General features: G+C 65.7%; 24 protein-coding genes. 15 read left to right on the top strand and 9 right to left on the bottom strand.

Annotation, left to right across the window (positions count from 1 at the left end; all coding sequences use genetic code 11):
* Positions 1-177: 177 nt before the first annotated feature.
* Both ASG20_RS13800 and hemE read right to left on the bottom strand, forming a co-directional pair.
* Positions 178-639 (bottom strand): CopD family protein, encoded by a 462-nt coding sequence (locus tag ASG20_RS13800; protein ID WP_056053815.1) that lies wholly within the window; start codon positions 637-639, stop codon positions 178-180.
* Entirely contained in the window at positions 636-1,643 is a 1,008-nt protein-coding gene (gene hemE, locus ASG20_RS13795) for a uroporphyrinogen decarboxylase (protein ID WP_056053812.1), read from the bottom strand. Before hemE ends, ASG20_RS13800 begins: the two co-directional genes overlap by 4 nt.
* Before the next feature lie 370 nt (positions 1,644-2,013).
* Between hemE and ASG20_RS13790 the strand changes: the two genes are divergently transcribed.
* The 11 genes from ASG20_RS13790 to ASG20_RS13740 all read left to right on the top strand — a co-directional run bounded on the left by ASG20_RS13790 (position 2,014) and on the right by ASG20_RS13740 (position 9,478).
* Positions 2,014-2,847, top strand: a complete 834-nt coding sequence (locus tag ASG20_RS13790; protein WP_056053809.1) for a pyruvate, water dikinase regulatory protein — start codon at positions 2,014-2,016, stop codon at positions 2,845-2,847.
* Positions 2,844-3,434 (top strand): Maf family protein, encoded by a 591-nt coding sequence (locus ASG20_RS13785; RefSeq protein ID WP_082470976.1) that lies wholly within the window; start codon positions 2,844-2,846, stop codon positions 3,432-3,434. Before ASG20_RS13790 ends, ASG20_RS13785 begins: the two co-directional genes overlap by 4 nt.
* 245 nt (positions 3,435-3,679) lie before the next feature.
* Positions 3,680-4,492: a shikimate dehydrogenase family protein gene (locus tag ASG20_RS13780; RefSeq protein WP_056053806.1), complete on the top strand. Its 813-nt coding sequence runs from the start codon at positions 3,680-3,682 to the stop codon at positions 4,490-4,492.
* On the top strand, positions 4,489-5,064 hold the full coding sequence (gene coaE / locus ASG20_RS13775; protein ID WP_056053803.1) for a dephospho-CoA kinase: 576 nt from the start codon (positions 4,489-4,491) through the stop codon (positions 5,062-5,064). The genes ASG20_RS13780 and coaE overlap by 4 nt, the downstream gene beginning before the upstream one ends.
* A 15-nt stretch (positions 5,065-5,079) precedes the next feature.
* Entirely contained in the window at positions 5,080-5,772 is a 693-nt protein-coding gene (dnaQ, locus tag ASG20_RS13770) for a DNA polymerase III subunit epsilon (protein WP_056053800.1), read from the top strand.
* A 61-nt stretch (positions 5,773-5,833) separates the two neighbouring features.
* Positions 5,834-6,433, top strand: a complete 600-nt coding sequence (gene hpf / locus ASG20_RS13765) for a ribosome hibernation-promoting factor, HPF/YfiA family (protein ID WP_056053797.1) — start codon at positions 5,834-5,836, stop codon at positions 6,431-6,433.
* Positions 6,434-6,534: 101 nt separating this feature from the next.
* Positions 6,535-7,002 (top strand): PTS sugar transporter subunit IIA, encoded by a 468-nt coding sequence (locus tag ASG20_RS13760; RefSeq protein WP_056053794.1) that lies wholly within the window; start codon positions 6,535-6,537, stop codon positions 7,000-7,002.
* 128 nt (positions 7,003-7,130) lie between these two features.
* The gene (locus tag ASG20_RS13755; protein ID WP_056053791.1) at positions 7,131-7,598 is read left to right on the top strand and encodes a PaaI family thioesterase; all 468 of its coding nucleotides are present in this window, start codon (positions 7,131-7,133) and stop codon (positions 7,596-7,598) included.
* Positions 7,595-7,921 carry a DUF1491 family protein gene (locus ASG20_RS13750; protein ID WP_056053788.1) on the top strand — a complete coding sequence of 109 codons (327 nt, stop codon included), beginning with the start codon at positions 7,595-7,597 and terminating at the stop codon, positions 7,919-7,921. The genes ASG20_RS13755 and ASG20_RS13750 overlap by 4 nt, the downstream gene beginning before the upstream one ends.
* A gap of 375 nt (positions 7,922-8,296) precedes the next feature.
* Positions 8,297-8,734: a cell wall hydrolase gene (locus ASG20_RS13745; RefSeq protein WP_231420586.1), complete on the top strand. Its 438-nt coding sequence runs from the start codon at positions 8,297-8,299 to the stop codon at positions 8,732-8,734.
* Positions 8,735-8,968: 234 nt separating this feature from the next.
* The gene (locus tag ASG20_RS13740; RefSeq protein WP_056054767.1) at positions 8,969-9,478 is read left to right on the top strand and encodes an MmcB family DNA repair protein; all 510 of its coding nucleotides are present in this window, start codon (positions 8,969-8,971) and stop codon (positions 9,476-9,478) included.
* 163 nt (positions 9,479-9,641) lie between these two features.
* Here ASG20_RS13740 and ASG20_RS13735 read toward each other — a convergent pair whose 3' ends face one another.
* Positions 9,642-10,250: an ankyrin repeat domain-containing protein gene (locus ASG20_RS13735; protein WP_231420587.1), complete on the bottom strand. Its 609-nt coding sequence runs from the start codon at positions 10,248-10,250 to the stop codon at positions 9,642-9,644.
* A gap of 78 nt (positions 10,251-10,328) precedes the next feature.
* Between ASG20_RS13735 and ASG20_RS13730 the strand changes: the two genes are divergently transcribed.
* From ASG20_RS13730 to ASG20_RS13720, 3 genes are read left to right on the top strand one after another with little or no spacing between them, the layout of a single operon-like run.
* Positions 10,329-10,922 (top strand): SCO family protein, encoded by a 594-nt coding sequence (locus ASG20_RS13730; RefSeq protein ID WP_056054761.1) that lies wholly within the window; start codon positions 10,329-10,331, stop codon positions 10,920-10,922.
* Positions 10,919-11,353, top strand: a complete 435-nt coding sequence (locus ASG20_RS13725) for a YcgN family cysteine cluster protein (protein WP_055874881.1) — start codon at positions 10,919-10,921, stop codon at positions 11,351-11,353. Before ASG20_RS13730 ends, ASG20_RS13725 begins: the two co-directional genes overlap by 4 nt.
* 4 nt (positions 11,354-11,357) lie before the next feature.
* Positions 11,358-12,032, top strand: coding sequence for a M48 family metallopeptidase (locus ASG20_RS13720; protein WP_056053783.1), 675 nt, complete (start codon positions 11,358-11,360; stop codon positions 12,030-12,032).
* Here ASG20_RS13720 and ASG20_RS13715 read toward each other — a convergent pair.
* The 6 genes from ASG20_RS13715 to ASG20_RS19470 all read right to left on the bottom strand — a co-directional run bounded on the left by ASG20_RS13715 (position 12,008) and on the right by ASG20_RS19470 (position 17,894).
* A complete protein-coding gene (locus tag ASG20_RS13715; protein WP_056053781.1) occupies positions 12,008-14,173 on the bottom strand; it encodes a transglycosylase domain-containing protein in 2,166 nt (721 codons plus the stop codon). The genes ASG20_RS13720 and ASG20_RS13715 overlap by 25 nt on opposite strands.
* A 45-nt stretch (positions 14,174-14,218) precedes the next feature.
* On the bottom strand, positions 14,219-14,629 hold the full coding sequence (msrB, locus tag ASG20_RS13710; RefSeq protein ID WP_056053779.1) for a peptide-methionine (R)-S-oxide reductase MsrB: 411 nt from the start codon (positions 14,627-14,629) through the stop codon (positions 14,219-14,221).
* A 54-nt stretch (positions 14,630-14,683) separates the two neighbouring features.
* Positions 14,684-15,772 (bottom strand): NAD(P)/FAD-dependent oxidoreductase, encoded by a 1,089-nt coding sequence (locus ASG20_RS13705; protein WP_056053776.1) that lies wholly within the window; start codon positions 15,770-15,772, stop codon positions 14,684-14,686.
* Positions 15,751-16,443: a methyltransferase domain-containing protein gene (locus tag ASG20_RS13700; protein ID WP_056053775.1), complete on the bottom strand. Its 693-nt coding sequence runs from the start codon at positions 16,441-16,443 to the stop codon at positions 15,751-15,753. The genes ASG20_RS13705 and ASG20_RS13700 overlap by 22 nt, the downstream gene beginning before the upstream one ends.
* Positions 16,440-17,528, bottom strand: a complete 1,089-nt coding sequence (locus ASG20_RS13695; protein WP_056054758.1) for a type III polyketide synthase — start codon at positions 17,526-17,528, stop codon at positions 16,440-16,442. The genes ASG20_RS13700 and ASG20_RS13695 overlap by 4 nt, the downstream gene beginning before the upstream one ends.
* A gap of 192 nt (positions 17,529-17,720) precedes the next feature.
* Positions 17,721-17,894: a hypothetical protein gene (locus tag ASG20_RS19470; RefSeq protein WP_156364332.1), complete on the bottom strand. Its 174-nt coding sequence runs from the start codon at positions 17,892-17,894 to the stop codon at positions 17,721-17,723.
* A gap of 384 nt (positions 17,895-18,278) precedes the next feature.
* Here ASG20_RS19470 and ASG20_RS13690 point away from each other — a divergent pair, with 384 nt between their 5' ends.
* Complete coding sequence (locus ASG20_RS13690) at positions 18,279-18,740, top strand: hypothetical protein (protein WP_056053772.1); 462 nt, start codon at positions 18,279-18,281, stop codon at positions 18,738-18,740.
* The last annotated feature ends 287 nt before the right edge of the window (positions 18,741-19,027 follow it).

The raw sequence follows: 19,027 nt of genomic DNA, 5'->3' as shown, positions 1-19,027 counted from the left end.
GGGCAGGACGCCAGGAGGCCGTGTTGGGAGAAGGGGTTAGAATTGGGGGGCGGGTTAGTCAAGCGGGGACGGGACCGCCGCCCTAGCCGTCATCCTGGGCTCGACCCAGGATCCAGAGCCACAAGCAATATCGTCCGCCGCTCTAGATCCTGGATCAAGTCCAGGATGACGTGGTGGTTAGAACGGCTTCACGATCACCAGCACGACGATCAGCGTCACCGCCAGCGCAGGCACCTCATTGAGCATCCGCAACTGCTTCCCCGCCAGCGTCGGCTTCCCCGCGGCGAGCTTCTTCGCATAGCCGACCGCCCAGCCGTGATATCCCGTCAGCAGAAATACGATCAGCAGCTTCAAGTGCAGCCACCCCAGCCCCGGCGCACCGTCCGCCAGCCCGAGGTTCAGCGCCAGCGCGATCCCCAACACCCAGACGACGATCATCGCCGGCGTCAGGATGATGTGGCGGATCTTGCTCTCACGCTCGACCCAGTTCGCCGCCTCGGTCGTGTTGCCCGCCGCCAGCGCCTCCTGGTGATACACCAGATAGCGCGGCAGCATGAACAGCCCCGCCATCCAGAAGATCACGAAGATCAGATGCGCGGCCTTCACCCAATCATAGGCCGCCCCGAGAAAACCGCTCATGTCGTGCTCCTTACGCGGGCGATCAGCTGCTCGACATGCGCGATGGGCGTGTCGGGAAGGATGCCGTGGCCGAGGTTGAAGACGTGCGGGCGCTCGACGAACGCCGCGAGGATCCGGTCGATCGCCGCATCGAGATCCGCCCCGCCCGCGATCAGCGCCAGCGGATCGAGATTGCCTTGTACGGGCATATCAGCAGGCAACGACGCATGCGCCCAGACCGGATCGACGGTCTCGTCCAGCCCGATCGCATCGACGCCCGTCTCACGCGCGTAAGCCGGAAGCTTGCCCCCAGCCCCCTTCGGAAAGCCGATGATCGGCACGCCGGGGCAACGCGTGTGAAGCCGCTCGACGATCGACGCGGTCGGCGCGATCACCCAGCGCTCGAACTGTGCGGGCGAGAGCGAGCCCGACCAGCTGTCGAACAGCTGGACCACGTCTACGCCCGCTTCGATCTGCCGCGCGAGATACTCGACGGTGTTATCAGCGATCGCGTCGATAATCGCGCCAAACGCCTCCGGGTCTCGATACGCAAAGCGGCGCGTCTCGGACTGATCCTTGCTGCCCTTCCCCGCCACCATATAGGTCGCGACAGTCCAGGGAGACCCCGCAAAGCCCAGGAACGTCGTCTCGGGTGGCAATGCCGCAGCGACCTTTGCAACGGTGCCGTAGACCGGCTCCAGCCGTCCCATGACCGGTTGCAACCGATCAAGCGCATGGTCAACCAGCGCCGGCTCGAGCCGTGGCCCCTCGCCGACCCCGAAGCTCAAATCCTGTCCGAGCGCCCACGGGATCATCAGGATGTCTGAGAACAGGATAGATCCGTCGAACCCGAACCGGCGGATCGGCTGGAGCGTGACTTCGGCTGCGGCGTCGGGATCGGTCGCGAGGGCGAGGAAGCCGCCCTTCTCCGCGCGCAGTTCGCGATATTCGGGGAGATACCGCCCCGCCTGCCGCATGAGCCACAGCGGCGGCACGGCCTGACGCTCCCCGCGAAGAGTCGCCATGAGAGGCTTGATGGGAGGCGAGTTGGGGGTCGGATCGGTCAGCGGAGCACCCTTCTTCTACTATAAGAAGATTCTAGAAATAGGTTGTTGCAGTGGTTGGGCGGTTGAACCCGGGACTTATGCGGTGATCCCCGAATTGCCAACAGCTTGACCCTCGCGCACCGCCACAAACGCGCTGATTCGATTCAAGGCTCCCCGTTACCCACAGCCTGTGGATAAAATCCGGCCCTGTGCGCGGCGGTGTGGATAGAATCGGTGTTATCCACGGCACACCCGTCGCTTGGCGGGACGGACGAGTTACGCTAGCCGTTCTCCCCATGTTATCCACAGATTCACGCCCAGAGGCCCGCCCGTTGGGGATAAAACGCCGATGATGCGGCTCCACCTTCATCTGCTGTCGGATTCGACCGGCGAGACGCTGGAGAACATCGCGAAGGCGGCGCTGGCGCAATATGACGACGTCGAGACGGTCCGCCATTTCTGGCCGATGGTGCGGACCGAGGCGCATCTCGAACGCATCCTACAGGAGATCGCGCAGAACCCGGGACTGGTCGTGTTCACGCTGGTGAACCCCGCGACCCGGCGGATTTTGGAGCAACGATGCCTCGCGCTCGGCCTGCCCGCGGTGGCGCCGCTCGACCCGGTGAATGACGCGCTTTCCGGGTTGCTCGGGCAGCAGGCGAAGGCGCGGCCGGGACGCCAGCACGTGCTCGATGCCGCGTATTTCGCCCGTGTCGATGCCATCCAGTGGACGATCGCGCACGACGACGGGATCGCATCGGAAGAATGGGAGGAGGCCGATATCGTCCTCGCGGGCGTGTCGCGTTCGTCGAAAACGCCGACCTCGATCTACCTCGCCAACCGTGGCTACAAGACCGCCAACATTCCGATCGTGGTCGAAAGCCCACCGCCGCTGAATCTCTACAAGCTTACCAACCCACTGATTGTCGGCCTCACGACCAGCGCCGACCGCCTGATCCAGGTCCGCCGCAATCGCCTGCTGTCGCTCAACCAGCAGCCCGACACGTCGTATGTCGAGGAGGAAGCGGTGATGCGCGAACTCGCCTTCGCGCGGCGGATGTTCGCCGACAATGGCTGGCCGGTGATCGACGTCACCCGCCGCTCGATCGAGGAAACCGCGGCCGCGATCATCGCGCTGTGTAACCAGCGGCGGAGCGACGACGTCGCTAAGATCGAGTTATGAGCCTGATCCTCGCCTCGCAAAGCGCCTCGCGTCGCGCGATGCTGACCGCCGCCGGCGTGCCGTTCGAGGCGACCTTTGCCGGCGTCGACGAGGATGCGGCGAAGGCGGCGCTGCGCGACCTGTCGCCGCGCGATCTTGCCGATGCACTGGCCGAACTGAAGGCGCTCAAGGTATCCGCGCGGATGCCGGGCTATCTCGTCCTCGGCAGTGACTCGCTGGTCGCGCTGGAAGACGGCATCATCCTCGACAAGCCCGTCGACCGTGCCGACGCGGCGGCGCATCTGCGACTTATGTCCGGCAAACGCCACGACCTGTGGAGCGCCGCGGTCATCGCCGAGAACGGCCAGGCGATCTGGCGTCACGTCGAGCGCGCGAAGATGCACGTCCGCCCGCTGTCCGACGCGTTCATCGAGACGTATCTCGATGCGGAATGGCCGGCGATCTCGGGCTGCGTCGGCTGCTACCACATCGAGGGCCCCGGCGCGCAGCTGTTTGCCAAAATCGAAGGCAGCCAGTTCACGGTACTCGGCATGCCGCTACTCAACGTCCTCGACTTCCTCCGCGCGCGCGGCGAGCTGCCGGTCTGATTTAAAACAATCCTCCCCCGTCAGGGGGAGGTGGCTGGCTCTTGCCAGACGAAGGGGGAGGCAGGCGGAACTTCGGTTCGTATCCTCCCCCTCCGTCACCTTCGGCGACACCTCCCCCTTGCGGGGGAGGATTGAATGCACCGTCGCGCGTGGCAATCCGCGCACGCTAGACTAAACCTTGTTCACCCGCGAAGGCGGGTGCCCAGACTGGATCCCCGCCTCCGCGGGGAAACACGGAGCCTCGAATGACCCGTCCCTATGCAGAAGTGATCGGCGATCCGATCGCACAGTCGAAATCACCCTTGATCCACGGCTTCTGGCTAGACGCGCTCGGGATCGACGCGGAATACCGCCACAAGCTCGTTACCGCCGACGCCCTCCCCGCTTACTTCGCCGAGCGAAAGGCCGACCCGGCGTGGCGCGGGTGCAACATCACGATGCCGCACAAGCTCGCCGCGCTCGACCATGTCTCCGATCCCGGCAACGTCCGCGGGACGATTGGCGCGATCAACACCGTGTTCCGCAACCAGGCTGGCGACTGCATCGGCACCAACACCGACGCCGCCGGGTTCTGGGCCCCGATCGACGACCTCGATATCGCCGGCCAGCCCGTCACGGTGATCGGCGCAGGCGGTGCCGCCCGCGCGATCCTGTTCGCCCTGTCGCGAATTGGGGTCGGCCCCGTCACCATCCTCAATCGTAATCCGCTGAAGGGCGCGGCATTGCTGTCGACGTTCGGCCTCAAGGGTCAAGCGCTCCCGATCGGCCCCGCCGCCCCGCCCTCGAGACTGCTCGTCAACGCCAGCGTACTCGGCATGGCCGGTCAGCCACCGCTTGACATCAATCTCGGCGCGCTCGAACCGGACTCGCTGGTCTACGACATCGTCTATTCCCCGCTCGAAACCGGTCTCTTGAAAGCGGCACGCGCACGCGATCTGGAAACCGTGGACGGCCTGGAGATGTTGATCGGCCAAGCCGCCGTCGCATTCGAGATATTGTTCCACGTGGAACCACCGCGCGATCGCGACGACGAACTCCGCGCATTGCTGACAAAATGATAATCGGCCTCACCGGCTCGATCGGCATGGGCAAGTCGGCCGTCGCCGCGATGTTCGCTGATGAAGGCGTTCCCGTGTTCGACGCCGACGCCACCGTCCACCGCTTGCAAGGCATCGGCGGTCGACTAGTAGCCACGATCGAAACCGCGTTCCCCGGAACCACCGCCAACGGCGCGGTCGACCGAACGAAACTCGGCGCGGCGGTGTTCGGCGATGACGCCGCGATCAAGCGGCTCGAAGCGATCGTCCACCCCGCCGTCGGCGAAGAACGCGCCGCCTTCCTCGCCAAGCACACGGGAAAGCGAGTCGTCTTCGACGTCCCCCTGCTGTTCGAGACCGGCGGCGACCGCAACGTCGACGTGATCGTCGTCGTCTCCGCCGCCCCCGACGTCCAGCGCGCCCGCGTCCTCGCCCGCCCCGGCGTGACTGCGGAGAAGTTCGCCGCGATCCTCGCCCGCCAGACCCCCGACGCGGAAAAACGCGCCCGCGCGGATCACGTCATCCACACCGACACCAGCTTCGACGCAACGCGCGCGCAAGTCCGGGCGGTGCTTGCATCCTTCGAAATCTGAGCCGATACCATCGGGATGCGTGAGATCGTCTTCGATACCGAAACCACCGGGCTCAGTTTTTCTGGCGGCGACCGCATCGTCGAAATCGGCTGCGTCGAGATGCTCAACCGGGTCGAGACAGGCCGCACCTTCCACGCCTATTACCATCCCGAACGCGACATGCCGGTCGAGGCGTTCAACGTCCACGGGCTGAGCGCGCAGTTCCTCTCCGACAAGCCGAAGTTCGCCGACGCGGTCGAGGACCTGCTCGAATTCGTCGGCGACGCGCCGATGATCGCGCACAATGCCGGCTTCGACTTCTCGTTCCTCAACGGCGAGCTGACCAAGTGCGGGCGCCAGATCGTCCACATGAAGCGGATGGTCGACACGCTGCAGATCGCGCGCAGCCGTCACCCCGGCGCCAAGCATTCGCTCGACGCGCTCTGCTCGCGGTTCGGGATCGATCGCAGCCACCGCGTCCTGCACGGCGCGCTGCTCGACGCGCAGTTGCTCGCGCAGGTCTATGTCGAGCTGATGGGCGGTCGCCAGATCGGCCTCGGCCTGCTCGGCGATACCGGCAGCACCGCCGCGACTCCGATCGTCGCACAGGCGCCTCGGGTCGTTCGCCCTGCCCGCGTTTTCGCGGTGAGCGAGGGAGACCTTGCGGCCCATGCTGCGTTTATGAAGGGGATCAAGGATCCGATCTGGGGGGCCGTGGCGTCCGGATGACGCTGGCAGGGTGGAGCCAATAGGACCGCCCGAAGACTGTAACGCCGACAAGGAGACGACAATGGATATCCGGATTTCTGGTCATCAGGTTGACACTGGCGAAGCACTCAACAGCCACGTGGAAGACCGACTCCAGGGTATCGCCGACAAGTATTTCTCGCGCGCCATCTCGGCGGAAGTCACGTTCGGCAAGGGCCCGCACGACGCCGGCTTCAAATGCGACATCGTTGCGCATGTAATGAAGGGCCTCGTGATCAAGGGTCACGGCGACGCCTATGACGCGCGCGCCGCCTTTGATGGTGCCGCCGCCAAGATCGAGACTCAGCTCCGCCGTTACATGCGCCGCCTGAAGGATCGCCACGCCGGCGAAGCGGTCGCGATCGCCGAGAGCAACGGCTACGACAATGCCGGCTACACGTTGTTCCAGGAAAGCATCGAGGAAGACGATGTCGCGGATGCACCGCTGATCATCGCCGAGACTCGCGTCGACATCCCCGAGGCCAGCGTGTCCGACGCGGTGATGATGCTCGATCTGCGCAACACCGCGGCGTTGCTCTTCATGAATGCGGGAACCGGCGCGCACAACATGGTGTACAAGCGCGGCGACGGCACGATCGGTTGGGTCGAGCCACAGCGCGCGGCGGCCTCCCCCCCCCAGTAAAGAAGGGTCCATAAAGGCGCGGGTCTCAAGGCCGCGCCTTTACGCCTCCGCGCAACCCGCTAAGGCGGACGCGCGCGGGGGCGCTTGAGACATTGAACACCATGACCGATTTCAGCGATTTGCTGCGTCCCGACGCAGTGCAGACGGGCGTCATCGCCACCAACAAGAAGGCGGTGTTCCAGCATCTCGCCACGACCGCGTCGGAGATACTCGACGCCGACCCCAAGATGATCGCCGACCGGCTGGCGGCGCGCGAGAAGCTCGGCTCGACCGGGTTCGGCGGCGGCGTCGCGATCCCGCATGCCAAGCTCGAAGGCCTTGCGCAGGTCACCGGTGTCTTCGCCCGGCTCGCGCAACCGGTCGATTTCCAGGCGGTCGACGATCTCCCCGTCGATCTGGTCTTCATGCTGCTCTCTCCCACCGATGCCGGTGCCGTCCACCTGAAGGCCCTAGCCCGCGTATCACGACGCTTGCGCGACAAGGCGTTCCTCGAGAAACTGCGCGGCGGCGGTTCGCCCGACGCGATCTACGCGCTGTTCACCGCCGACGAGGTCCGCGATGCCGCGTAAGGCCTTCGCACATCACCCCGTCATCCTGACGAAAGTCAGGACCCAGGGTACCAAAGGACAGCCCTCCGTGGCTCTGGGTCCTGACTTTCGTCAGGATGACTGTAGTGGGCTGGCCACGAGCGAAACAGATGTCTGACGCCGGGAACACAGCAGGCGCAGACGCCCATTTCCGCGCGCTGGAGTCGCTCTACGCCCAAGCGCCGATCAACCGGTTCTTCGACTCCTCGCTGGAAATTCCCGAAGCCGGCGTCGCACGCATCCATTTCACGATCGACGAGCGCCATTACCACGCGGGCGGCGCCGCGCACGGTACGAGCTATTTCAAGATGCTCGACGACGCCGCGTTCTACGCCTGCAACAGCCTCGTTACCGACCGTTTCCTGCTCACCACCGCGTTCAACCTGCTGCTCACGCGACCGCTGAAGGTCGGCCCGGTGATCGCCGAGGGACGCTGGATCAGCGGCAAGCGACGTGTATTCGTCGCGGACGCGCGCCTGATCGATGCCGACGGCGAAGAGGCGGCAAGAGGCACCGGCACCTTCATGCGCTCGCGGATCGCGCTCGCCGGACTGCCCGGATACCGCAGCGCAGCATGAGTGGCCGTCTCTCCAGCGGAATCCTCGTCAGCGCGCTGCTGCGGCGCGTCAACGACGCCGGCGGCTTCGGCGCTGTGATGGCGAAAGGCGACCCGCAAGGCGGCGCGATCCTCGTCATTGCGATCGACAAGGGCGCCCCGCCTCGCCTGCTCGAACGCGGCATCGGACCCGACGGACGGACCGCGCTGATCGACTCGACTCCGGCCGAAAACCTTGACGGCTATTGGCAACGCAGGCGCGCAAGCGACCCGGATCTATGGGTAATCGAGGTGGACATCGCAGCGGCGGAACGCTTCGCCGCTGAAACGATCCTCGACGATTGACTCGAAAGCCCCCCCAATAGAGGGGGATTGCAACATTGATTGGCGTTGTGCTGGGACGGGTGCGATCCGGATCAGTTACGCAGTCGGGGGGATGCCCGGACGATCGGCTCGTACGATTGGTTCCGTGGTCCAACCGCATCTGAACAAGTTTGAATGACGATTCTTCAGCGGGCTGCAACGATCGCAGTCATGACATTTTCTCTTGCGGGCCTGCTTGGCAACAGCGCACCGGGTCATGCTACTGGCATCGACCGTCCAGCGGTTAACCTCACCGCTCTCGCAAATCTAAACGTCCTCTCCCCGCAGAATGTTCCGCAGATCGCTCCAGCCGCAACCCCGGTTGCACCCGTTGAGCAGAATAGCGTTGAGCCTGCCATGGACACGGCGAAGTCCGAAGCCGAAGAATTCGATACGCTCGCCCAGGCCGTTGCCGCGCAGGATAGCGCCGCCGCCAGCGACGCGCTCCAGTGCCTCGCCGGTGCGATCTATTTCGAATCGAAGGGCGAGCCGCTGACCGGCCAGCTCGCGGTCGCCGAAGTCATCATCAATCGCGCCAAGTCGGGTCGTTTCCCCGCCGACGTCTGCGGCGTCGTCAAGCAGCGCGGCCAGTTCAGCTTCGTTCGTGGCGGCGAAATCCCGTCCATCAACGCCGGCACCGCCTATCGTACCGCGATCGCGGTCGCCAAGGTCGCGCTCGCCAGCGCATGGAACAGCCCCGCCGACAAGGCGCTGTATTTCAACACCCCCGACCGTCGCCCTTCGGTCCGCGCGGTCAAGGTCGCCTCGATCGGCAATCACGTCTTCTACCGCTGAGATCCAGCGGGCGTTTCGGGTCAGCGTCTACCCTGAGCCCTTCTTTCCGTTTCCCCCTACCCCTTCCGTTCGCCCTGAGCGAAGTCGAAGGGTGTGTTCCAGGCTAGGTGTTTCGACTTGGCGCGGGACGAACGGGACAGGTGGACGGCGATTTCGCCAGTCGCTTTTCCCCACACCACGATCACAATCCGCGAATGAGCTTGCCTCGTTCGCGGATTGTTCTATTTCCGGGGCATGCTCGATATGCCGCCGGACTCCTGCATCGACAAACCCGGATCCCCCCAAGATTCGACGCTGTGCGCCGCCGACGTAGCGCGCGGCGTAATCCGGATGTTGCTGCGTCACGACCTCACCGCCATGACCGAAGTCCCGCTCGACGGCGGTCGTCGGGCCGACCTTATGGCGGTCGACGCGCGTGGGCAGATCGTGATCGTCGAGATCAAGGTGTCGCGTGCCGACCTGCTCGGCGACGGTAAGTGGCCCGATTACCTGGGGCATTGCGATCGGTATTTCTGGGCGGTGCCGGCGGGGTTCGATGTCGGGCCGCTGCATGGGCCTACGTTCCTGCCCGAGCGCACCGGGATCATCGTCGCGGACCGCTACGACGCGGCGATCGTCCGCGAGGCGCACACCACCCCCCTACCCGCGCATATCCGCAAGCGGGGCACGCTCGCGTTTGCGCGGCGCGCCGCGCGTCGGCTGATTGCGCAGATGGACCCGGATGCGGACGGGTTGGCGTTTTAGTAGCTTGGCAGCTCCCCTCCCTGGAAGGGAGGGGCTGGGGGTGGGTCGGTTTCCGCATCGTGTAGCGGTTGCGTCACAAGCTGGCCGACCCACTCCCGACCCCTCCCTTCCAGGGAGGGGGGCGCGTCGTGGTTTCGGCGGCGTTGGCCGCCACTATTCAGGTTTAGAACTTCGGGCCTGACACGGCCTTGCGCACCTTTTTCGGCGCGTCTTCCAGCAGCTTGCTTACGATCGGGTTGCGTCCATCCTGCTTGGCATAGGCGCGCGCCGACATCCCGGCGATGATATCCGCCTGGTCCGGATCGGCCCCCTCGGTCAGCAAAACCCGGATCATCGCCACGTCACGCCGCTGCACCGCACGGATCAGCGGAGTCTCGCCAGCCGAATTGGCCAAGTTCGGATTCGCGCCCGCCGCGGTCAGGATCGGGATCATGCCCGTCTGCCCCAGCGTCACCGCGAGCAGCAGCGGCGTGTTGCCCTTCCCGTCGCGCAAATTCGCATCAGCCCCCTTTTGCAGCAGGAAGCGCAGATACACCTCGTCGCTGCGCTTGATGACGATGTGGAGCGCGCCCTCCCCGCTCGTCACGTCGCGCGTGTTGATGATGTTGCTGCCGGGCCTGCCGAGCATCTCGAGCACGTCGTTGTTCTTCGCATCGCGGACCGCGGACAGGAACTTGTATCCCTCCGACTGGCCTTGCGCGAACGCGGGTGCCGCGGTGACGGACAAAGCCGACATGACGAGGGTAGCGGCGAGCATCAGGCGAATACGCATCGAGAAACTTCCTTGGTTCGTCCTGGATATGGGCAACGCTTGCGCCGCAGTAGCGAACAGATCAAGGCTGGCGGCACCATGACCCGACGTTTCATCCTTTGCGCGCTCGCCCTGCCCGGCTTGGCCCTGTCGGCCTGCACCGCCTCCGCCCCTCCGGCCAAGCCTCCGCTCGAAGGCGCCCGGATCGGCGGCGGCTTCACGCTGACCGACCAGAACGGGCAGACCGTCACCGAGCGCAACTTTGCCGGCAAATACCGGATCATGTATTTCGGCTACACCTTCTGTCCCGATGTGTGTCCGACGGATGTCCAGGCGATCGGCGCAGCGGTGAAAAAGCTCGAATCGAGCGACCCCGCGCTCGCTGCCAAGATCGTGCCGGTGTTCGTGACGGTCGATCCCGCGCGCGATACGCCCGCGGTGCTCAAGCAGTTCGTCTCGGCGTTCCACCCGCGCATGGTCGGCCTCACCGGCACCGATGACCAGATCGCGAAGATCAAGACCGAGTACGCCGTCTATTCGAGCAAGGGCGACGCCTCCCCCGGCGGCGGCTACCTCGTAAACCACTCGCGCCAAGCCTATCTGATGGACCCGGACGGCAAGCCCCTCGCTTTGCTGCCGCAGGAACAAGGGCCCGACGCGGTGGTGACGGAAATCAAGCGCTGGGCTCGATGAGCGCGCGCTTCTGGGAAGATACGCCGATCGACCAGCTCGACCGCGGCCAGTGGGAAGCCTTGTGCGACGGCTGCGGCAAATGCTGCATCCACAAGCTCGAGGACGAGGATACGGGCGAGCTGGTGCCCACCAACGTCTCGTGCCGGCTGCTCGATCGCCGCAGCGGGCAGTGCTCAGACTACCGCCATCGCCATGCCTATGTCCCGGAATGCGTGCGGCTGACGACGGGCAACGTCCGCGGGATCGACTGGCTGCCCTCGACCTGCGCGTACCGCCTGCGCGCGGCCGGCGAGCAATTGCCCGAATGGCACTACCTCGTCTGCGGCGACCGCGAGGCCGTCCACCGCGCCAAGCAGTCGGTGCGCGGCTGGACGATCAGCGAGGACGAGGCCGGCGAGCTCGAATATCATGTGATCGAGCGCGAGCTATAACGCGGTGATAGAAGGCCTGGAGATCGTCCGTCACCCCCGCGCCCGTCGCGCGCGCCTGTCGATCGATCCCGCAAGTGGCCGGGCGCGTCTCGTCCTGCCGAAACGTGCGGCCTTGAAGCAGGCACTGGCCTGGGCCGAGGACAAGGCCGGCTGGATCGCCGAACAGCGCGCGTTGCTCCCACAGCCCCGCCCGTTCGTGACGGGCGCCGTCGTCACGGTCGCCGACGAGCCGCTGACGATCGAGTGGACGCCCGGTAGCCGCCGCACCGTGGTGCGCGAAGGCTCGGTCCTGTCGCTGTCGGGCCCGCCCGAAACGATCGCGCGCCGCGTCGAGGCATGGCTCAAGCGCACCGCACTCGCCGTGCTGGAAACCGAGACCACCGAATACGCCGCCAAGGCCAAGGTAACCGTCGCGCAGGTCGCGGTCGGCGATGCCAAGGGCCGCTGGGGAAGCTGCGCATCGAGCGGCGTCATCCGCTACAGCTGGCGGCTGATCCTCGCGCCAAGCTGGGTCCGCCGCGCCACCGTAGCGCACGAAGTCGCACACCGCGTCCACATGAACCACGCGCCCGTCTTCCACGGGCTGGTCGAGCAGCTCTACGGTGAAGACCCGACACCCGCGCGCGTCTGGCTACGCACGCACGGTGCCGAACTTCACTGGTTCGGGCGGTCGTCCTGAGAGCGATCCTGACGCGTCCCGTCATGCGTTAGCGGCTGGCGTCCTGCCGGCTGCTCCTGACGCGGCTGGTCGCGGCCCGTGACCCGGTTGATCCAGTCCTGGTTGAGCTGTTGCGGCGGTGCGGCCGGAGCAGCAGGCGCCGGCTCGGGCTGATCCGCATCGGGCCGCGGGATCGTGTCGCCGGTCTGCGCATCGGTCGGGACCGGCGGCTGGCCCTGCTCGATCGGATTGCCGTCCGCGTCGACCGCCATCTGGCCGTTGTCGGGCTGGCCGAAATAGCTCTGCTCGTCGGGTTCCAGCTGCCACTCGGGCAAGGTCACCTGCGTATCGAACTGCTCGATCGGCCGGTTCGCGGTCGCGGGCTTCATGAACGCCGCCCAGGCCTTGGCGGGCGCGGTGCCGCCGTGCAGGCCAGCGATCGGCTTGGCGTCGTCGCGGCCCATCCACACGCCGGTGGTGATGCCGCTGGAGAAGCCCAGGAACCAGCCATCCTTCGACGCGGTGGTGGTGCCGGTCTTGCCCGCGACCGGGCGACCGATCTGCGCGGCACGACCGGTGCCGGTGTTGACCGCGGTCTGCAGCAGGTCGGTCATCTCGGCGGCGACATAGGGCGCGACCAGCACATGGCTGCGGTCGACCTCGTGCGTGTAGATCGTCTGGCCGTTCGCGGTGACTCGCGTGATCCCGTACGGCGTCACCGCGACGCCCTTGTTGGCGACGCTCGCGAACGCGCGCGTCATGTCGATCACGCGGACTTCGGAAGTGCCCAGCACCATCGACGGGTGCACGTTGACCGGCGTCGTGATGCCGAACCGCCGTGCCATGTCTGCCACCGTGTTGAAGCCGACCTCCTGGCCGAGCTTGGCGGCGACGGTGTTGAGCGAATAGGCGAACGCGGTGCGCAACGACACCGCACCAGAGTTGTGCCGCGAATCGTTGCGCGGGCTCCAGCCCTGGATCGTCACGGGTTCGTCGACGATCGAATCGTCGGGCTTGTGACCGGCTTCGAGCGCGGCGAGGTAGACGAACAGCTTGAACGCCGAGCCCGGCTGGCGGACCGCCTGCGTCGCGCGGTTGTAGATCGACGACACGTAATCCTTGCCGCCGACCATCGCCCGGACCTCGCCGCCACGATCGAGCGCGACCAGCGCGCCCTGCGCCCCGGGTGGTGCATTGGCGCGGATCGCGTCGTCCGCCTGGCGCTGCATCGTCAGGTCGAGCGTTGTCCACACCTCTAGCGGTTCGGTGGTCTCGTCTATCAGCGTATCGAGCTGCGGCAACGCCCAGTCGGTGAAATACCGCACGCTGTTCTGCTTGGGCTCGGGGGCGAGTTTCAGCCCGCTGACATTGGCATCGGCAGCCTGCTCGGCGGTGATCGCACCGGTCTCTCGCATCGTCTCCAGCACGACGCCCGCACGGCCGACCGCGGCCTCCGCGTCGGCGGTCGGCGAGTAGTTCGACGGCGCCTTGACGAGGCCGGCGATCACCGCCGCTTCGGCGAGGCTCAGATGATCCGCGCCATGACCGAAGAATTTCCGCGACGCCGCGTCGATCCCGTAGGCGCCGCCGCCGTAATAGACCTTGTTCAGATAGAGTTCGAGGATCTGGTCCTTGCTGAACTTCCATTCGAGCGCGAACGCAAGGATGCCCTCGCGGAATTTGCGGCCGAACTTCTTCTGGTTGTTGAGGAAAACGGTGCGCGCGAGCTGCTGCGTGATCGTGGAGCCGCCTTGCGTCCAGTGGCCGCGGTCGAACCGCACCTTCACCGACCGCGCGACGCCGACCGGATCGATGCCGATATGCGACCGGAAGCGGCGATCCTCGACCGAGACGGTCGCGTCGCGCATCACCTGCGGGATCTGCGAATACGGGAGCCATTCGCCGAAGCTCGGCCCCATCGACACGATCACCGTGCCGTCGGCGGCATGGACGCGGATCATCTGGCCGTTGGGCGACGACTTCAGGCTGTCGAAGCTCGGCAGTTGCGACATCGCTACATAGACCGCGATCACCAGCGCACCCAGCGCGAGCAGACCGAGTCCGATGCAGACCTTCAGGAAGACGACCAGCCGCCGACGCCAGCGAGACGCCGGGGTAGACGGGGGCCGACGGGACGGTGAAGCAGAACGCGTACTGGCCATGTGACCGCGAGAATTACGCGTTCCGCCCGCGCCCTACAAGCGCGATCAGGCCGCGACGTTCGCTTTGCGCGGCCGGAATTCCAGCGATAGCGAGTTCATGCAGTAGCGCTGGCCGGTCGGCGGCGGGCCGTCGGGGAAAACATGCCCCATATGGCTGTCGCAGCGCGCGCACCGTGTCTCGACGCGGGTCATGCCGTGGCTGCGATCGGTGTGGTCGGTGACCGCGTCGGGGCCGATCGGCTGCGTGAAGCTCGGCCAGCCCGAGCCGGAATCATATTTGTCCGCGCTGTCGAACAGCTCGTTGCTGCACGCCGCGCACCGATAGATGCCGTCGGCCTTGTTGTCGTTGAGCGCACCGGCGAACGCACGCTCGGTGCCCGCCTCGCGCAGCACGTGATATTGCTCGGGGGTGAGGCGCTGGCGCCACTCGGATTCGGAAAGGTTCAGCTGGTCCATGGGTTTGAATCTCGTGCTGGCGGGACGGATTTCAAGGTGGCCTGACACCGAACGCTAAGTGTGCCCTATTCTGGTTGCATTCGCGATCACCTGGATCAAGGCGGGGCGCAGCAATGGCAGCAGCCACGCCGCACGCGTACTTTCGGCGACCTGGCGGACGATGCTGGCGATGCCGATCGGACGGGCGAGGCGGCGCGCGAAATCTTCCTGCCAGTGCGCGGCGGCGTCCGTCCCGCCTTTGACATAGGCGTCGGCCGCCGCGACTCCGCTGGCCAGCGCGATGCCCATGCCCTCGCCTGCCAGCGACGGGATGACGCCGGCCTGATCGCCGAGTCGGAACATGGCGTTCACGCCCTGACGCTGCCGCCAGCCATAGGGGACGTTGGCGATGGCATCGATCGTCGCGGCGCCGTCGACCAGCGCGACCCATTCGCCGAGCGCCGGCATCTCGCGACCGAGCGCGTCGAGCAGTTGCGCGGGCGATCCCGCCGCCTGGAGGCGCGAGCGATGCACTGCGAGGCACAGGTTCGCGGTGCCATCCTCCTGCATCGCCAGCCCTGCATAGCCGCGATCGAACAGATGCAGCTCGATGCCCCCCTCGAGCGACCGGCGCAGCGCGGGAGACGGGGCGATCCGCACGCGCAGCCCGAGCGTCGGATCGTCGCCGCGCGCCTCCTCGGGGCGTGCCGACCCGCGAACGTCGTGCTTGCCGCTGGCGAGGAACAGCGCGTCGGGGGCGAAGGTCGCGCCATCCGCGGTGCGGACCGTCGTGCCGTCGATCTCGCGCACGGTGACACCGCGTTCGACCGGCGTGCCGAGCCGGACGGCTTCGGCCAGCAGCACCGTATCGAGGCGTCGGCGTGTCACAGAAACCGCCGGATGCGGCAGCGCGGCCTCCGCACGCCGCGCGCCAGCATAGATCCGCGCTCGCGTCACCCGCGCCGGGTTGAGCGCGTCGGGATCGATCCCCAGCCCGGCCAGCGTCTCCAGCGTCCGCCAGCTGAGGAACCCGCCGCAGATCGCATCGCCCGTCTCGCGCGATCGCTCGACGAGCAGGTGCGGCAAGCCGGCGCGCGCGAGCTGAATCGCGGTCGCGGCGCCAGCGAGCCCGCCGCCGACGATCAGCGCAGGCGTTCGACGCATAACCGGAACGGAAAGACGCGACGGACCTTCGCCTGGGATATCCCCGCCTCGGCGAGGATCGGTGGCCATTCGTCGGGGCGATAGCTGCGCGCGATCGACAGCGTGCCGTCATGCCGGACGATCCGGTGCCAGCGCGCGATCGTGGCGAGAATCGGGAACCCCCAATGCGCGAACCCGTGGCGGTGGAGATCGTTGACGAACCACCCCGCGCTCGCATGCGCTTCCATGAAGCGCAGGAACGCGACCAGCTGGTCGTGGCTCATGTGATGCGCGACGAGGCTGCTGACGATCACGTCCCAGGGTTCGTCGGCGAGATCGGCATAGCCGCCGGTGACATAGCGGATATCGCCGCCGATGGCGGTGCCATGCGCGCGCGCCGCCTGTTCGCTCCGCGGGTTGAGATCGACGCCGACGAGGTCCGCCTCGATCCCTTTCGCCTTGGCCCAGCGCGCGATCCGCCGCAGCATGTCGCCGTCGCCAAACCCGACATCGAGCACGCGGACGCGCTTGCGCCCTTTGGTCGCCCGGTCGAGAAAATCGAGCGTCGGCCGCCGCGCCATCGTCACGGTGTTCACGGTGGCGAGATCGCCGACCACGTCCGCATACGTCGCCGCGTCGAGATCGTCCGCGTCCATCAGCTCCTCGGCCTGGCTGCGCGTGGCGAGGCTCATGCCGCGCTCCGGAATCCGAAGCCCTCCGCGGCTAGCCCGGGTCCGAACGCCAGCGCGACTCCGTGCCCGATCGGCGGTCCGGCCAGCAGGCGTTCGAACACGAACATCAACGTCGCCGACGACATGTTGCCGTTCTCCGCCAGCACCCGCCGCGATGCATCGAGCGCGTCGGGCTTCAGGTGCATCGCATGCTCGACCGCGTCGAGGATCGAGCGTCCGCCGGCATGCACCGCCCAGCCGTCGATCGATTCGGGCGGGTGGCCGTCGCTGACGATCGTCCGGAACGCGGTATCCGCCAGCGCCGTGGCGATTCGCGCGGGCACCTCGCCCGACAGATGCATCGCGAACCCCGCATCGGTGACGTCCCAGCGGATCAGCGTCTCGGTATCGGGCAGCGCGGCGGCGAACGGCGTGCCGAGCTCGATCCCGGTCGCGTCCGCGGTCACCAGCGCGGCCGCAGCGCCGTCGCCGAACTGCAGCATCGCCAGCAACGGCTCGATATCGGTGGCGGGTTGAAGATGCAGCGTCGAGAGCTCGACCGTCACGACCAACACGCGTGCGTTGGGTGCGGAGCGGACGATGTGGCGCGCGTTGCGCAATGCGACGACCGCCGCGTAGCACCCCATGAAACCGATCAGCAGCCGTTCGACGCTGGGCGACAGCCCCAGCCGGCGCGCGATGATCTGGTCGATTCCGGGCGCGACGAAACCGGTGCAGCTCGCCACCACCAGATGCGTGATGCCCTCGACCGCGATTTTCGCGCGCAACGCGTCGATCGCGCGGATCGCCAGATCGGGCGCGTGCTCTGCATACAGCGTCATCCGCGCGGCGGTGCCGGGATGTGGTTCGGTCGCATAGAAGCCCGCAGCGTCGACCGGCGACCCCCCGTCCGCGGTCGGTGGCAACACCGACCAGCGATGCGCGATCCCCGACCGCGACGCCATCCGGTCGAACACCCGTGTCGCGCGCGCATCGGTCCGCGCGCGCGCCCAGGCGATGAAGGCGTCATGGATGTCGTGATCGGGCACCGCGGTGCCGACGGCATTCAGGAAGGCAGCGGGGCAGGCGGGGGAAGAAGCAGGCATGTCAGCGGGCACGACGTCCTTTGGTCCGTGCGGGATGGCACGCGATTCGATCACTATACGCACAGCGAGCGATTATAGACGTCGCCGCCGGCGATAATCCGCATGGTCCCACACGGTTATCGCTGAATGATATCGTGAAATGATGTCGCCAACCGCGTCCTTCGATGTCGCACAAGCCGGCGGTGTTGCGCCTCAGCCCGGGCGTTCGGTCTCGGCGGGGGCATCGATCGCGTCGGGCGTCAGGCCATATTTCTCGGCCATCAGCGTCATCGCCCATTCGACATAGGCGGCGATCGCATGATCCTCAGCGGCGTCCAGCGCCCGGCAGGCATCCTGTAACTGCGCATATACGCTGAACGCGTTCATGATCGAACTTCCACTATCAGGCGCCATGCCATGACGAATGCCAAGGCACGCCCCCCGATAGCCGAAAACCGGCAAGTCCGCCAGAACCGTATAATATCCCCGATTCGCAGCGTAGTTTCGAAATGGTACGATTAAAACCAAAACAAAACCAATTTGGATATAGTGCCGCAACACTACAGATTGATCCGAAATGAAGTTCAAACAGAGCTATTTTTGTATGTATTTCTCACATGGTTACCTATTTTCAAAGGATTAGGTTGAAAAACCGTGAGGGAAGGAGACAATGTCGTCAGTTCGATCTGTCAGGCCGCGGTGGTTCCGCATCGCGAACAGGGCGGATCGGCCGATGATGTCTCATCCTTGGTGAACGACGGGAGTCTTTGAGTGAAGAACGAGTCGGTGGTCGAACTGATCAAGGATCTCACGGCCAAGCTGTCCGCCGTGGCGGAGGAATTCAACGGGCGCGTCGCGCATGCCGCCGAAGAGGCGCCGGTAGGCGAGGAAAACGACGAAGCCGCGCTCGTCGATTATGCCGAAACGGTACTCGAGCAACGGCGCATGCGGCGTCAGTTCCTGCCGGGCGAACTGTTTCACGAACCGGCCTGGGATATGCTGCTCGCGCTGTTCGTCTCGCGTGATGCCCGCCTGCCGATGAACATCAAGGCGCTGGTCAGCATGTCGGACGCGCCGGTGACGACATCGCAGCGCTGGATCGAACATCTTCACAAGCTCAAGCTCATCGATCGCGTCATCGATCCGACCGATCGCCGACGCGTCGAGATTTCGCTCAGCCATACCGGCGACCAGGCGATGAAAGCCTATCTGCGGGCGCTCAAGCACCAGTGAACCGCCAGAAGCCGGGCTTTGTAAAGGCACCGGACTTTCGCGCGCGCGTTTATCGATGACCAGAGCAGGCACGCCCGACGGGCACGATCTAAAGCTGCGTCTGGCGCCCGAATCATGATCGTATACTTGCTACGATCGCTATCTCGGAGCAACGATACAACCAGAAGACAGTTAACGGTCCATTTTAGTGTAAATTTGCGACGAACAAGTCACCATTTTCGTTGGAAACATACGAAAAACATCGCCGCTGTTTGTCGTTTTGATTTAGTAGGTTTTAGTTAAGCGAT

Source organism: Sphingomonas sp. Leaf198, from assembly GCF_001424005.1.
In the GTDB taxonomy this organism is placed as follows: domain Bacteria; phylum Pseudomonadota; class Alphaproteobacteria; order Sphingomonadales; family Sphingomonadaceae; genus Sphingomonas.
This window is presented reverse-complemented; position numbering and strand designations above follow the sequence as displayed.

Bases quoted from the DNA above. Each gene is read 5' to 3' on its own strand.
- ASG20_RS13800 (WP_056053815.1), bottom strand. From the start codon at position 639: ATGAGCGGTTTTCTCGGGGCGGCCTATGATTGGGTGAAGGCCGCGCAT.
- hemE (WP_056053812.1), bottom strand. From the start codon at position 1,643: ATGGCGACTCTTCGCGGGGAGCGTCAGGCCGTGCCGCCGCTGTGGCTC.
- ASG20_RS13790 (WP_056053809.1), top strand. From the start codon at position 2,014: ATGATGCGGCTCCACCTTCATCTGCTGTCGGATTCGACCGGCGAGACG.
- ASG20_RS13785 (WP_082470976.1), top strand. From the start codon at position 2,844: ATGAGCCTGATCCTCGCCTCGCAAAGCGCCTCGCGTCGCGCGATGCTG.
- ASG20_RS13780 (WP_056053806.1), top strand. From the start codon at position 3,680: ATGACCCGTCCCTATGCAGAAGTGATCGGCGATCCGATCGCACAGTCG.
- coaE (WP_056053803.1), top strand. From the start codon at position 4,489: ATGATAATCGGCCTCACCGGCTCGATCGGCATGGGCAAGTCGGCCGTC.
- dnaQ (WP_056053800.1), top strand. From the start codon at position 5,080: ATGCGTGAGATCGTCTTCGATACCGAAACCACCGGGCTCAGTTTTTCT.
- hpf (WP_056053797.1), top strand. From the start codon at position 5,834: ATGGATATCCGGATTTCTGGTCATCAGGTTGACACTGGCGAAGCACTC.
- ASG20_RS13760 (WP_056053794.1), top strand. From the start codon at position 6,535: ATGACCGATTTCAGCGATTTGCTGCGTCCCGACGCAGTGCAGACGGGC.
- ASG20_RS13755 (WP_056053791.1), top strand. From the start codon at position 7,131: ATGTCTGACGCCGGGAACACAGCAGGCGCAGACGCCCATTTCCGCGCG.
- ASG20_RS13750 (WP_056053788.1), top strand. From the start codon at position 7,595: ATGAGTGGCCGTCTCTCCAGCGGAATCCTCGTCAGCGCGCTGCTGCGG.
- ASG20_RS13745 (WP_231420586.1), top strand. From the start codon at position 8,297: ATGGACACGGCGAAGTCCGAAGCCGAAGAATTCGATACGCTCGCCCAG.
- ASG20_RS13740 (WP_056054767.1), top strand. From the start codon at position 8,969: ATGCTCGATATGCCGCCGGACTCCTGCATCGACAAACCCGGATCCCCC.
- ASG20_RS13735 (WP_231420587.1), bottom strand. From the start codon at position 10,250: ATGCGTATTCGCCTGATGCTCGCCGCTACCCTCGTCATGTCGGCTTTG.
- ASG20_RS13730 (WP_056054761.1), top strand. From the start codon at position 10,329: ATGACCCGACGTTTCATCCTTTGCGCGCTCGCCCTGCCCGGCTTGGCC.
- ASG20_RS13725 (WP_055874881.1), top strand. From the start codon at position 10,919: ATGAGCGCGCGCTTCTGGGAAGATACGCCGATCGACCAGCTCGACCGC.
- ASG20_RS13715 (WP_056053781.1), bottom strand. From the start codon at position 14,173: ATGGCCAGTACGCGTTCTGCTTCACCGTCCCGTCGGCCCCCGTCTACC.
- msrB (WP_056053779.1), bottom strand. From the start codon at position 14,629: ATGGACCAGCTGAACCTTTCCGAATCCGAGTGGCGCCAGCGCCTCACC.
- ASG20_RS13705 (WP_056053776.1), bottom strand. From the start codon at position 15,772: ATGCGTCGAACGCCTGCGCTGATCGTCGGCGGCGGGCTCGCTGGCGCC.
- ASG20_RS13700 (WP_056053775.1), bottom strand. From the start codon at position 16,443: ATGAGCCTCGCCACGCGCAGCCAGGCCGAGGAGCTGATGGACGCGGAC.
- ASG20_RS13695 (WP_056054758.1), bottom strand. From the start codon at position 17,528: ATGCCTGCTTCTTCCCCCGCCTGCCCCGCTGCCTTCCTGAATGCCGTC.
- ASG20_RS19470 (WP_156364332.1), bottom strand. From the start codon at position 17,894: ATGAACGCGTTCAGCGTATATGCGCAGTTACAGGATGCCTGCCGGGCG.